The organism is Streptomyces sp. NPDC020958 (assembly GCF_055562175.1).
The window spans coordinates 99,191-111,605 of record NZ_JBVHFU010000013.1 but is presented as its reverse complement, the minus strand read 5'-3'; the positions used below and the strand labels follow the sequence as shown (position 1 = coordinate 111,605).

General features: G+C 72.8%; 11 protein-coding genes. 6 read left to right on the top strand and 5 right to left on the bottom strand.

Annotation, left to right across the window (positions count from 1 at the left end):
- Positions 1–2: 2 nt before the first annotated feature.
- Together efeU and ACZ3KP_RS30675 are read left to right on the top strand one after the other, a co-directional pair.
- Positions 3–887: an iron uptake transporter permease EfeU gene (gene efeU, locus ACZ3KP_RS30680; protein ID WP_467503330.1), complete on the top strand. Its 885-nt coding sequence runs from the start codon at positions 3–5 to the stop codon at positions 885–887.
- Complete coding sequence (locus tag ACZ3KP_RS30675; RefSeq protein WP_467503329.1) at positions 835–1,836, top strand: SCO2278 family lipoprotein; 1,002 nt, start codon at positions 835–837, stop codon at positions 1,834–1,836. Before efeU ends, ACZ3KP_RS30675 begins: the two co-directional genes overlap by 53 nt.
- A 67-nt stretch (positions 1,837–1,903) precedes the next feature.
- Here ACZ3KP_RS30675 and ACZ3KP_RS30670 read toward each other — a convergent pair whose 3' ends face one another.
- The 4 genes from ACZ3KP_RS30670 to ACZ3KP_RS30655 all read right to left on the bottom strand — a co-directional run bounded on the left by ACZ3KP_RS30670 (position 1,904) and on the right by ACZ3KP_RS30655 (position 6,432).
- On the bottom strand, positions 1,904–2,653 hold the full coding sequence (locus ACZ3KP_RS30670) for a bifunctional DNA primase/polymerase (RefSeq protein ID WP_467503327.1): 750 nt from the start codon (positions 2,651–2,653) through the stop codon (positions 1,904–1,906).
- Between the two features lie 241 nt (positions 2,654–2,894).
- On the bottom strand, positions 2,895–3,953 hold the full coding sequence (locus ACZ3KP_RS30665) for a small ribosomal subunit Rsm22 family protein (RefSeq protein ID WP_467503326.1): 1,059 nt from the start codon (positions 3,951–3,953) through the stop codon (positions 2,895–2,897).
- Entirely contained in the window at positions 3,950–5,080 is a 1,131-nt protein-coding gene (locus ACZ3KP_RS30660) for a serine hydrolase domain-containing protein (protein ID WP_467503324.1), read from the bottom strand. The genes ACZ3KP_RS30665 and ACZ3KP_RS30660 overlap by 4 nt, the downstream gene beginning before the upstream one ends.
- Before the next feature lie 2 nt (positions 5,081–5,082).
- Positions 5,083–6,432, bottom strand: a complete 1,350-nt coding sequence (locus ACZ3KP_RS30655) for a multidrug effflux MFS transporter (protein WP_467503322.1) — start codon at positions 6,430–6,432, stop codon at positions 5,083–5,085.
- Between the two features lie 124 nt (positions 6,433–6,556).
- Between ACZ3KP_RS30655 and ACZ3KP_RS30650 the strand changes: the two genes are divergently transcribed.
- Both ACZ3KP_RS30650 and ACZ3KP_RS30645 read left to right on the top strand, forming a co-directional pair.
- Positions 6,557–7,555 (top strand): Gfo/Idh/MocA family protein, encoded by a 999-nt coding sequence (locus ACZ3KP_RS30650; RefSeq protein ID WP_207921610.1) that lies wholly within the window; start codon positions 6,557–6,559, stop codon positions 7,553–7,555.
- A gap of 34 nt (positions 7,556–7,589) precedes the next feature.
- Positions 7,590–8,348, top strand: coding sequence for an SDR family oxidoreductase (locus ACZ3KP_RS30645; protein WP_467503319.1), 759 nt, complete (start codon positions 7,590–7,592; stop codon positions 8,346–8,348).
- 239 nt (positions 8,349–8,587) lie between these two features.
- Here ACZ3KP_RS30645 and ACZ3KP_RS30640 read toward each other — a convergent pair whose 3' ends face one another.
- Entirely contained in the window at positions 8,588–9,841 is a 1,254-nt protein-coding gene (locus ACZ3KP_RS30640; RefSeq protein ID WP_467503318.1) for a D-alanyl-D-alanine carboxypeptidase family protein, read from the bottom strand.
- A 200-nt stretch (positions 9,842–10,041) separates the two neighbouring features.
- On the opposite strand from ACZ3KP_RS30640, the gene ACZ3KP_RS30635 reads away from it, so the two are divergent.
- Together ACZ3KP_RS30635 and ACZ3KP_RS30630 are read left to right on the top strand one after the other, a co-directional pair.
- A complete protein-coding gene (locus tag ACZ3KP_RS30635) occupies positions 10,042–11,520 on the top strand; it encodes an ABC transporter permease (protein WP_467503317.1) in 1,479 nt (492 codons plus the stop codon).
- A gap of 112 nt (positions 11,521–11,632) precedes the next feature.
- On the top strand, positions 11,633–12,400 hold the full coding sequence (locus ACZ3KP_RS30630) for an ABC transporter ATP-binding protein (protein WP_467503316.1): 768 nt from the start codon (positions 11,633–11,635) through the stop codon (positions 12,398–12,400).
- Positions 12,401–12,415 lie beyond the last annotated feature (15 nt).

Here is a 12,415-nt window from a genome sequence, read left to right as displayed (position 1 = left end):
CCGTGTTCTCCAACTACCTGATCGGTCTGCGGGAGGGCCTTGAGGCCTCGCTCGTCGTCTGCATCCTCATCGCCTACCTGGTCAAGACCGGGCGGACGGACGCCCTGAAGCCGATCTGGATCGGTATCGGCGTGGCCGTGCTCATCGCCATGGGCTTCGGGTGCGCGCTCGAATTCGGCTCCCAGGAGCTCACGTTCGAGGCGCAGGAGGCGCTCGGCGGGTCGCTGTCCGTCATCGCGGTCGGCCTGGTGACGTGGATGGTGTTCTGGATGCGGCGCACCGCCCGGCACCTGAAGTCGGAGCTGCACGGCAAGCTCGACGCGGCCCTCGCGATGGGCACCGGCGCCCTGGTCGCCACCGCGTTCCTCGCCGTGGGCCGGGAGGGCCTGGAGACCGCGCTGTTCGTGTGGGCGTCCGTGCACGCGGCCAGCGACGGCACCCCGCGCCCGCTGATCGGCGTGGCGCTCGGCCTGGCCACCGCCGTGTTCCTCGGCTGGCTCTTCTACCGGGGCGCCCTGAAGATCAACCTGGCCAGGTTCTTCACCTGGACCGGCGGCATGCTGGTCGTGGTCGCGGCGGGCGTGCTGGCGTACGGCTTCCACGACCTCCAGGAGGCCGACTGGATTCCGGGGCTGACGAACCAGGCCTTCGACATCAGCGGCACGATCCCGCCGGACAGCTGGTACGGGACGCTGCTCAAGGGCGTGTTCAACTTCCAGCCGGACCCGACCGTGCTCCAGGTCACGGTGTGGCTGCTGTACCTGGTCCCCACGCTCGTCCTCTTCTTCGCCCCGGTAGGGTTCGCCTCCGGGAAGGGGAAGGTGAAGGCACCTCATGACGCACCTGACGACCAGGGGTCGCGGCCCTCGACGGCTCCGCGCGCGTGACCGGAAGGCGCTCCTGGCGGTCTCGCTGACCGCCTTGTCACTGACGGCGAGCGGCTGCGTGGTGGTGCACGGGGAGCGCGAGGTGCTCCCCACCACCACCCGCGCCGAGGCGGCGAAGGCGCTGCGGCAGTTCACGGACGCGTACAACAAGGCCGACAAGGCGTACGACGGTTCCCTGGACGCGGACCGCACGACCGGCGCCCTCGCCGACATCGACTCCGCGCGTCTGAAGGCCGGGCACGTCAACAGCCCAGGCGGCAACTCCGGCCACTCCGCGCTGGAGTTCGACGACGTCACCTACACCATCCCGAAGAAGGCGGGCTGGCCGCGCTGGTTCGTCGCCGACGCGCACGGCAACAAGGGCGGCGACGACCGCTGGCTGCTGGTCTTCACCCGGGACAGCCTCTCCGAACCGTTCCAGGTGGCGTATCTGACGCTGGTCGCCCCGGGCGACGTGCCGAAGTTCCGGACCGACAAGGACGGCTGGGCCGAGGCCGTACCGGCGAACAGCAGCGAACTCGCCGTCCCGCCGGGCGATCTGGCCCAGGACTACGTCACGTACTTGAAGAGCGGCGGTGGGGTCTTCGCGGCCGGCGCGCACACCAGCGGCTGGCGGACGGACCGCCGGAAGTCGACCAAGCCGGGGCTCGCCACCCAGTACATCGACGAGCCGCTCACCGCCGGCGACTACGCCCCGCTCGCGCTGCGCACCGCCGACGGCGGGGCGCTGGTGTTCTTCACCACCCGCTACTACGCCAAGCAGACCGCCGCCGCCGGCACCTCGGTGCCGGCCCAGAACCAGGACGTCAAGGCCCTCACCAAGGGGGAGATCAAGCAGTCGCTGACGATGCAGTTCGTCTCCAACCAGGTCGCCCTGGACCCGGCGGGCACCGGGAAGGTGTCGGTCCTCGGGCGCATCCAGGGGCTGACGTCCGCACAGGGGTCCTGACCTCCGCGGGTCCTCACCTCTGCGGGGCTTCGCGGGGCTTCGCGCGGAGGGCCCTCGCGAGGGGCGGTCAGCGTCGCAGCGGCCAGGCGGCGGACGCCTGGCCGGGCTCCTCTCCGGCGTGCCGGGCGCAGGCGTCGGTGAGGGTCTCCAGCAGGCTCAGCGGGTCGGGCAGCGCGTGCTCGGGGCCGCGTACCCAGTGCACGCGCCGGTCGTCGTCGCCGGGCAGCCGGGCGGGCGGCACCAGGACGTACGACCCCCGGCAGTGCCAGCGCAGACCGGGGTGCTCGTCCATGGTCTCGGGGTGACAGTCCAGCTCGCACGGCCACCACTCGTCCTCGTCCTCGGGGGTGCCGCGGGTGAGGGTGAAGAACAGCATGCGGCCGTCGTCGCTCTCGGCGACCGGGCCGACCTCCACACCGCTCGCGAGCAGCCGCTCCAGCGCCTGCCGGCCGGCCTCCAGCGGGACGTCCAGGACGTCGTGGGTCATACCGGTCGCGGTGATGAAGTTGGCCTGCGGCTGGTGCCGGGCCCAGCGTTCGATCTGGGCGCGGTCGGTGGTGGACTGCGTCTGCCAGGCGAACGACACCGGGTGCCGGGCGGGGGTCGGACAGCCCACGCGGTCGCAGGAGCAGCCGTAGCCGGGGGCGGGGTGGGCGGCGGGGGCCAGCGGGAGGCCGGCCGCGGCGGCGGCGAGCAGCAGGTCCTCACGGGTGTCGTCGGCGGCGGCTGTCCCCTTCGGGCGGCGTCCGAGCAGCCACTGGGAGAGTTTGCCCTGCCGACCGCCCCGGCCGCCCCGGCCGCCGAACGTCGCGCTCATCTATCGCCCTCGCCTCGCTGTGGTCCCGACACCATGCCTTATGGTCCCATCTGGGCGTGAAGGGGGGCACGGGGGGCGGGAGCGTATTGCGGTGGTGAGGGGGGTTTGCGGGGGTTACAGGGTCTCGCGCCCGCGGCAGGCCTCGCGGGGGTGAGAAGGCTTCGCGGCCCGAACACCGACTCACTGCCGTTAGAGGGGCTCACGCCCACCCCCGTCACCCCCGTCACGCCCGTCACGCCCGTTACTCCTTCCCGCCCCTCGGCGGCCACGGGTCCCCCCAGTCCGCGTCCCGTGCCGCCCGGTACAGGTCGCCGTGGCGTTTGGTGACCGTCGTCCGGCGCAGTTGCTCGTCGGGCTCGCACAGGTCGAGGAGGACCTGGCCCTTGCGGATCTGGGGCCGCCGCACCACCCGGGCCGGGGCGGGGGCGGCCGGCAGGCGGGTGGCGGCGACATAGCTGAACTTCTCGTCCTCGTAGGGCAGTGAGCCGCCCTTGACCTGGCGGTGCAGGGAGGAGCGGCTGACCCGGGCCGAGAAGTGGCACCAGTCCGTGCCGGGCACGATCGGGCAGGCGGCGCTGTGCGGGCAGGGCGCGGCGATCCGGAAACCGGCCGCGACCAGGCGGTCCCGGGCCTCGATGATCCGGGCGTAGCCGGCCGGGGTGCCGGCCTCGACGATCACCACGGACCGCGCGGCGGACGCGGCGGCGGTGACGAGGGCGGCCCGGTCGGCCTCGTCGAGTTCGTTCAGGACGTACGACACCGTGACCAGATCGGTGCTCTCGATGGTGAGCGCTGCTCCGATCCGGGAGCGGCGCCACGACGCCTGGCGCAGCGCCGGGTTCGCCGCGGCGATCTCCCTGCCGAGGGCCAGCGCGGGCTCGGCCCAGTCGAGGACCGTCACCGGCCGTACCCCGGCCCAGGTGTCGGTCACCGCCCAGGTGGCCGCGCCCGTCCCGCCGCCGACGTCCACGTGGCTGTCCGGCGCCCAGCCCTCCGGCAGCGCCTCGGCGAACTCGGCCAGCGCCGACCGTACCGCCTCGAAGGTCGCCGGCATCCGGTACGCCGCGTAGGCCACCACGTCGGCCCGGTCCCGCAGGATCGGTGCGTCGGTCGGGGTGGCGCCGCGGTAGTTGGCGATCAGCCGGTCGACCGCACCTGCGGCCTGCCGGGGCGGGAGTCCGTCGAGGAGGTGACCGAGGGTGGCACGAAGCCGGTCGGCCGGGGCCGCGAGGTCGTTCGCCGCGGGGTCGTTCGCTGCGGGGTCGTTCGCTGCGGGGTCCTGGGCTGCGGGGTGGTTCACCCGGCGATTGTATGGACAGCCCGGGCGAGGCGGGTCGCCGCGGCGGCCCGGGGCGCGCTGTCCGCGGGCCGCCGCACCGGGTGCACGGTGTTGGCCAGCAGGACCAGGAAGCTGTCCGTGGCCCGGTCGAGGACGAGGCTCGTCCCCGTGAACCCGGTGTGCCCGGCCGCGCCCCGCCCCGCAAGTTCGCCCATGAACCACGGCTGGTCGACGACGAACCCCAGTCCCGGCGGGCTCAGCAGCAGGTCCACGAAGTCGGGGCCGAGGATGCGGGCCGGTCCGTAGGCGCCGCCCGCGAGCAGGGCGCGGCAGAGGACCGCCAGGTCGCGCGCGGTGGCGAACAGACCCGCGTGCCCGGCCACCCCGCCCAGCGCCCAGGCGTTCTCGTCGTGCACGACACCGCGCAGCATCCCCCGGTCCGCCTTGGCCCACGGCCGCCGCTGGTCCTCGGTGGCCGCCGCGCCGGGGCAGGGCCCGAAGTCGGTGGCGGTCATCCCCAGCGGCCGGGTGATGCCGTCGCGCACGAGGACGTCGAGGGTGCGGCCGGTGATGCGCTCCAGGACGTGCTGGAGCAGCAGCATGTTCAGGTCGGAGTAGCGGTGGACGCCGGGTGGGGAGCTGGGTGCCTCGGCGCGCAGCAGGTCGAGGCGGGCGGTGTCGTCCGGGCAGTCGTACAGCGGGAGTTCGGGGCGCAGGCCGGAGGTGTGGGTGAGGAGCTGGCGGACGGTGATGCCGTGGGCGGCGGCCGCGTGGAAGTCGGGGAGGTAGGCGCCGACACGGGCGTCGATGCCGAGGGTGCCGCGTTCCAGCTGCTGCACGGCGGCGACCGCGGTGCAGAGTTTGGTGAGGGAGGCCACGTCGAAGGGGGTGTCGACGGTCATCGGGACCCGGTCGGCGGGCGGCAGTTCGACACCCGTGTCGGTCTCGGGGTCGTACCCGGACCAGCGCACGGCCCAGCCCGCGGCCTGCTGCACGGCGATCACGGGGCCGCGTCCGGCGACCACGACGGCCCCCGCCGCCCAGGGCCGCTCCCCGGTGGTCAGGTCGCACACCTCGCGGACGAGGTGTCTGAGTTCCGCTGGGTCGAGCCCGGCCCGTTCCGGTGTCTCGACGCGCAGTCTCGGCACGCTCAGCGCTCTTCCGCCTTTCTCGGCTCCGCCCGAACGGGGACACCCCCATTCTCCGTTCCCGCACGGGTGTTCGCCCGCGCATCCCAGGGACGGCACATTCCCATGAAGCAGGCCAGTGCCACCAGTGCCCCCGCCAGTTGGACGACCGCCATGGGCACGGCGGTTCTCTCCCCGGCGATCCCGACCAGCGGCGAGGCGACCGCGCCGACCAGGAACGACGTGGTGCCGAGCAACGCGGACGCGGAACCGGCGGCGTGCCGGGTGCGCAGCAGGGCGAGGGACTGGGCGTTGGGGAGGGTGACGCCCATCGCGGACATCAGGACGAAGAGGGCGGCGGCGACGGGGGCGAGTCCGACCGGGCCGAGGGCGCCGGTGGACATCAGCAGCAGGGCGGTGGCGGCGAGGACGGTGACCACCAGGCCCACGCCGAGCACCTTGTCCAGGCGGACCCGGCCGACCAGCAGCTTGCCGTTGACCTGCCCGGCGATCACCAGCCCGACGGAGTTGAGGCCGAAGAGCAGGCTGAAGGTCTGCGGGGAGGCGCCGTAGATCTCCTGGATGACGAAGGGCGAGGCACTTATGTATGCGAAGAGGGCGGCGAAGGCGAAGCCGCCCGCGAGCATGTAACCGGTGAAGGGGAGGTCGGCGAGGAGGCCGCGCATCGCGCGTACGGCCCCGGCCGCTCCCCCGGCGTGCCGGTCGGCGGGCGGCAGGGTCTCGGGGAGCCTGACCCAGACCAGCGCGGCGAGCGCCGCTCCGACGACGGTGAGGACGACGAAGACGCCCCGCCAGTCCGTCACCCGCAGGATCTGCCCGCCGATCAGGGGGGCCACGATCGGTGCCGCCCCCGAGACCAGCATCAGGGTGGAGAAGAAGCGGGCCATGGCGTCCCCGTCGTACAGGTCGCGTACGACGGCCCGGGCGATGACGATGCCCGCGGCGCCCGCGAGGCCCTGTGCGAGCCGGAGGGCGACGAGGGTCTCGACGTCGGGGGCGACGGCGCACAGGGCGGTGGCGACGAGGTAGACGGCGAGCCCTGCCAGCAGCGGGCGGCGGCGTCCCCAGCGGTCGCTCATCGGGCCGACGGCGAGCTGCCCCAGGGCCATGCCGGCGAGGCAGGCGGTGAGGGTGAGCTGGACGGTGGCGGCGGGGGCGTGCAGGGAGCGGGTGACCTCGGGCAGCGAGGGGAGGTACATGTCCATCGCCAGCGGGGGCGTCGCGGTGAGCCCGCCGAGGACCAGGACGAGGAGGAGTCCGGCGCGGCGGGTGGCGGGCGGCGCGGCCGCGGTGCCTCGGGGTACGGCGGTGTCCTGGGCGCCTGGTGTGGTCGGCGCCGGCTGCTCGGGCATGTTCCCCCCACTGCGTAGGTCTCGCGGTACGGGTCCGCTCTTGCTGGACCCGGTCGGCCCCCGCATATGCTCTCAGCTCGTACAGACTGCCTGGAAACACATGAGCGAGGGTGGGGCTGCCGGGATGGCTGAGCAGAGTGTGCGGTGGGGGATCCTGGCGACGGGAGGGATCGCGGCGGCCTTCGCGGCGGACCTGGTGGACCTGCCCGACGCGGAGATCACGGCGGTCGCCTCGCGGTCGCCGGAGTCGGCGCGGGCCTTCGCGGAGCGGTTCGGGATCGAGCGGGCCTACGGCGACTGGGAGTCGCTGGCCCGGGACGAAGACGTCGACGTCGTGTACGTCGCCACTCCGCACGCGGCGCACCGGGCGGCCGCCGGGCTGTGCCTGCGGGCGGGGCGCAACGTGCTGTGCGAGAAGGCGTTCACGGTCAACAGCCGGGAGGCCGAGGAACTCGTCGCGCTGGCGAAGGAGCACGACCGCTTCCTGATGGAGGCGATGTGGACGTACTGCAACCCGCTGGTGCGGCGGCTGACGGCGCTGGTCCGGGACGGGGCGATCGGCGAGGTGCGGACCGTGCAGGCGGACTTCGGCCTGGAGGGGCCGTTCCCGCCGGCGCACCGGCTGCGGGACCCGGCGCTGGGCGGGGGCGCGCTCCTCGACCTGGGCGTGTACCCGGTGTCGTTCGCGCATCTGCTGCTCGGGGAACCGGACGGGATGTCGGCGCGAGCGGTGCTCTCGGAGGAGGGCGTCGATCTCCAGACGGGTGCGCTGCTCTCTTGGGAGAGCGGCGCTCTCGCCCTGGTGCACTGCTCCATCGTCGGCGGCACCGGCAATGGCGCCTCGATCACCGGTTCGCACGGCCGGATCGACATCCCGGACGGCTTCTTCCACCCCGAGCGCTTCGTCCTGCACCGCGACGGCCGCGACCCGGAGGAGTTCGCGATGGACCCGGCCGACGGCCCGCGCAACACCCTGCGCCACGAGGCCCGTGAGGTCATGCGGGCCCTGCGGGCCGGCGAGAAGGAGTCCCCGCTCGTCCCGCTGACCGGCACCCTGGCGGTCATGCGCACCCTGGACACCCTCCGGGAGCAGATCGGGGTGCGCTACCCCGGGGAGGCGTGACCCGACCCGGCCGCCCTCCGTAGGGTGCGGCTCCATGGATGCCAAGCAATCGAAGATCGCGGTCGTCACCGGTGCGGGTTCGGGGATCGGGCGGGCCGTCGCCGTCGAGCTGTTGAGGGCCGGCTGGTCGGTGGCGCTGGCCGGCCGCCGCCCGGACACGCTGGAAGCGACCGCGGCGCTGGTGCCCGAGGGCAGCTCCGTCACCGTCCGCACGGACGTGGCGGTGGAGCGGGACGTCGACGGGCTGTTCGCGGCGGCCGTGGACCGGTTCGGGCGGGTCGACCTGCTGTTCAACAACGCCGGGACGTTCGGGCCCGGCGGGGTGGCCGTCGAGGACCTGTCGTACGAGGCGTGGCGGCACGTCGTGGACACGAACCTCAACGGGGCGTTCCTGTGCGCGCGGGCCGCCTTCCGGCAGATGAAGGAGCAGGACCCGCAGGGCGGCCGGATCATCAACAACGGGTCGATCTCGGCGCACACGCCCCGCCCGCGCTCCGTCGCCTACACCGCGACCAAGCACGCGCTGACGGGGCTCACCAAGTCGCTCTCCCTGGACGGGCGGCCCTACGGGATCGCGGTCGGGCAGATCGACATCGGCAACGCGGCCACCGAGATGACGGCACGGATGGAGACCGGCGCGCTCCAGGCGAACGGGGAGATCGTCCCGGAACCGGTGATGGACGTGGCCGACGTGGCGCGCACCGTGCGGCACATGGCCGAGCTGCCGCTGGCGGCGAACGTGCAGTTCGCGACGGTGCTGGCGACGGCGATGCCGTACGTGGGGCGGGGCTGAACCGCCGTTCAGTCAGGGTCTTCGCAATCCACACAAGCGGAATACTCACCTCCGCGGTATTGCGGCCGGTAACAGGCCTATGCTCGACTCTTCTCCACCAGAACTTCACACTTGGGGCTCTGGGGTTCCGCCGACCATTCCGAGGGGGGAGGCGGCAGCCGTTCCACCGGACCGGGTGGGGGTGGACCCGCGTGGGACCGCGGGTACGCACCGGCGGGTGGGACGGCTGCCGCGAGACGTCAACTCCCCTGCACGTCGGCCGAGTCACGCTCGGCGCCCGCATCGGGTCCGGCGGCGGCCCTCGCGCGCCGGCGCCGGCGGGGCTCGGCGCTCGCATCGGCACCGGCACCGGCCGTCGCACGGCGGCGTCGGCGCAGCGCCCAGCCCCCGGCGCCCAGCAGCGCCAGCGTCACCGCCCCGCCCTCCGCGAGCCGCCACGGCGAGGGACCGGACGACGGCGACGCCGCCCCCGTACCGGCCGCCCCCGCGGCCCCGTTGCCGTCCGAGGCGGACGAACCCGCCCTCGCGCCGCCCTCGCTCAGCGGATCGACCAGCACCCCCACCGACCGCGCCGCGCTCCCCTTGCCGAAGCCCCAGTCGAGGAGCGCGGCGGTCTCCTCGTACACGGCGTTGGTGCCGGGGGCCGGATGCATGACGGTGACCAGCAGGGTGCGGCCACCCCGGGTGGCACCGCCGGTGAAGGTGTTGCCGGCATGACTGGTGTAGCCGTTCTTGACGCCGAACAGGCCCTTGTAGACGTCCAGTCCCCAGGCGCCGGTGAGCAGGCGGTCGGTGTTCTGGATCTGGAAGGTCTTCTTGCCGCCCGCCGGGAAGTTCGCGGTCCTCGTCCCGCAGTAGCTCCGGAACTCCTCGTCCTTGAGCCCGTGCCGGGCGAAGAGCGTCAGGTCGTACGCGGACGACAGCTGGCCCGGGTGGTCGAAGCCGTCCGGGCTGACCACATGGGTGTCCAGGGCCTGCAGGTCGACCGCCTTGGCCTGCATCTCGGCGACGGTCTTCGCGATCCCGCCGTTCATGTGGGAGAGGACGTGCACGGCGTCGTTGCCGGAGCGCAGGAAGACGCCCTGCCACAGCTGCTCGACGGTGTAGGTGAGGCCGGGCTTGATCCCGACCAGGCTGGAGCCGGACGGGACGTCGGCGAGGTCGGAGTCCTTGACCTGGTAGCGCCCGCTGCGCTCGAACTTCTTCAGCACGGTGTCCGCGAACAGCATCTTCAGGGTGGAGGCGGGCGGCAGGCGCCGGTGCGCGGCGTACGAGGCGAGCACCTCTCCGCTCTCGCAGTCGGCCAGCAGCCAGGCCCGGGCGGTGATCTTCCTGGGGAAGCCGGTGGCGCCGCTCACCTGTATGCCGCCGCGTGCCAGCCGCTCGCCGCCTATCGCCGTGGCTGCGGAGGCGGGGGTCGCCGAGAGGACGGGCAGGGCGGCGGCCGTCAGCCCGAGGGCGGCACGCCGGGTCAGCCGAGAGGAATCGCGCATCCCGGGACCGTACACCGCGTCCAACTGCGGATTCCCCGGAGGACCCCCTCGCCCGGAAAGGAATTTGCTGTCTTATGAAAGTTCGATGAGAGTGCCGGTTTTCTCAGCCCTGACACATCTTTTACTCAGTACGACTCAAAGGTTCCTCCCTAGCGTGAGCCGGCGCCCACAGCGGGCGCCAAGAACCTTCGAGGAACGGGATGTTTGGCATCTATCTCAAGCGCGAGCTGGGCCGCAGAAAGAAGGCGGCCCTGGTCATCGCACTGGGTCTGGCGCTCGGTATCGCGCTGGTCATCACGGTCAGCTCCGTGTCGGCCGGTATGTCCAAGGCTCAGGACAAGGTCCTCCAGTCGCTCTACGGCCTCGGCACCGACATGACGGTGACCAAGGCCCAGTCGGCGCCCGCCTCGGGCGGCTCCGGCGGTCCGAGCTTCAAGTTCGGCGCCAAGTCGAGCAGCAGCACCAAGCAGAGCTCGGACCGGGTGATGACTCAGGGCGGTCAGGCCCTGAAGTCCACCCTGGTCACCAAGGTCGCCGGACAGAAGGGCGTGGCGAGCGCGGTCGGCGCCCTCTCCCTCAACGTCACCAAGGTCGACGGCTCCTTCACCCAGGGCAAGGCGAAGACCACCACCGGCAGCAGCACCAGCGGCAGCAACAGCGGTGGCCAGGGGCAGCCGGGCGGCGGCAGTGGCAGCTCGGGCGGGAGCCAGCCGCAGGTCCAGGGCGGCGGCGCCGACTTCAACGTCAACAGCTACTCGGTGGTCGGCGTCGACGTGGCCCACCAGGGCCTCGGCCCGCTGGCCTCGATGAAGATCACCTCGGGCAGGACCTTCACCGCCTCGGCGACCACCTCGAAGGTCGCGGTGGTCAGCAAGTCGTACGGCAAGGAGAAGAAGTACAAGGTCGGCTCGACCTTCACGATCTCCGGTACGAAGTTCACGGTCATCGGCATCGCCACCCCGGACAGCAGCGAGTCCACCACCGACCTGTTCATCCCGCTGAAGCTCGCCCAGACGCTCGGCGACGCGAAGAACGAGGTCACCACGATCTACGTCAAGGCGACCGACTCCCAGCAGATCTCCACCGTGAAGAAGGAGATCCAGTCGAACATCTCCGGTACGACGGTCACCACCTCCGCCGACCTGGCGTCCACCGTCTCCGGTTCCCTCTCCACCGCCTCCAGCCTCGCGACCAGCGTCGGCAAGTGGCTCTCCGTCGCGGTCCTCGCGGCGGCCTTCCTGGTCGCGGCCCTGCTGACCTCCTCCGCGGTCTCCCGCCGGGTGCGTGAGTTCGGCACCCTGAAGGCCCTCGGCTGGCCGAGCCGCAAGGTGACCCGCCAGGTGGTCGGCGAGTCCATGGTGAACGGCCTGATCGGCGGCGCCCTCGGCATCGCGATCGGCGTCGGCGCGGCCTACGCGGTCACCGCGGTCAGCCCGAAGCTCACCGCCCAGCTGGGCTCCACCGGCGGCGGGGGCGGCATGGGCGGCGGCCCGGGCGGCGGCCCCGGCGGGCAGTCCACCCAGAACACGCTGGAGATCGCGCTGACCGCGCCCGTCTCCCTCACCACCATCGCCCTCGCGGTCGGCCTCGCGGTCACCGGCGGTCTGATCGCCGGCGCGATGGGCGGCTGGCGCGCCTCCCGGATGCGCCCGGCGGACGCCCTGCGCAGCGTCTCGTAGCACCGGGACTCCCCCGAGCCGGGGCGCCGCCTCCGTTCCCCCGGGACGCGGCGCCCCACCCCCCTCCCCCCAATCCCTTCCTCCTGCGGCCATACCACTCTGTGGAGAACCCATGTACAGACTCACCGGTGTCACCAAGCGCTATACGCGAGGGAAGGAGACGGTCGAGGCGCTGCGCGGCATCGACCTGACCATCGAGGACGGCGACCAGCTCGTCATCCAGGGCCCCACCGGCGGCGGCAAGTCCACCCTGCTCCAGATGATCGGCGGCCTCGACCGCCCCACCGAGGGCAGCGTCGAACTGGACGGCGAGGACCTCGCCCGGATCAGCGAGACCAAGCTGACCCGGCTGCGCGCCGAGAAGATCGGCATCATCTTCCAGTCGTTCAACCTCATCCCGACGCTGACCGCGCAGGAGAACGTGGAGACGGCCCTCGTACCCCTCGGCGTCAAGCCCGCCGAGCGCCGGGAGCGGGCCGCCGAGGCGCTGCGCTCGGTGGGCCTCGGCGAACGGCTCGGGCACGCCCCGTCCGAGCTGTCCGGCGGCCAGCAGCAGCGCGTCGCGATCGCCCGCGCGCTGGTGAAGAAGCCGAAGGTGCTGCTCGCGGACGAGCCCACCGGCAACCTCGACGAAGGCACCCGCGACGACATCATGGCCCTGCTGGAGGGCCTGTGGCACGAGTACGGACTGACCTTCGTCATGGTCACCCACGACTCCTCCATCGCCCGCCGCGCCCCGCGTCTGGCCACCATCGAGGCCGGTCTGATCACCCTCACCGAGCAGGGCGGCGGACAGCGCCTCGCGCAGCAGGGGGCGGGGTACGGCGAGCCGCGGCAGGCCGCGTACGGGCAGCAGCACGGCGGCGGCCGGGGCCACTGACCGCCCGCGCGCCGC

Bases quoted from the DNA above. Each gene is read 5' to 3' on its own strand.
- ACZ3KP_RS30675 (WP_467503329.1), top strand. From the start codon at position 835: ATGACGCACCTGACGACCAGGGGTCGCGGCCCTCGACGGCTCCGCGCG.
- ACZ3KP_RS30670 (WP_467503327.1), bottom strand. From the start codon at position 2,653: ATGAGCGCGACGTTCGGCGGCCGGGGCGGCCGGGGCGGTCGGCAGGGC.
- ACZ3KP_RS30655 (WP_467503322.1), bottom strand. From the start codon at position 6,432: ATGCCCGAGCAGCCGGCGCCGACCACACCAGGCGCCCAGGACACCGCC.
- ACZ3KP_RS30650 (WP_207921610.1), top strand. From the start codon at position 6,557: ATGGCTGAGCAGAGTGTGCGGTGGGGGATCCTGGCGACGGGAGGGATC.
- ACZ3KP_RS30645 (WP_467503319.1), top strand. From the start codon at position 7,590: ATGGATGCCAAGCAATCGAAGATCGCGGTCGTCACCGGTGCGGGTTCG.
- ACZ3KP_RS30640 (WP_467503318.1), bottom strand. From the start codon at position 9,841: ATGCGCGATTCCTCTCGGCTGACCCGGCGTGCCGCCCTCGGGCTGACG.
- ACZ3KP_RS30635 (WP_467503317.1), top strand. From the start codon at position 10,042: ATGTTTGGCATCTATCTCAAGCGCGAGCTGGGCCGCAGAAAGAAGGCG.
- ACZ3KP_RS30630 (WP_467503316.1), top strand. From the start codon at position 11,633: ATGTACAGACTCACCGGTGTCACCAAGCGCTATACGCGAGGGAAGGAG.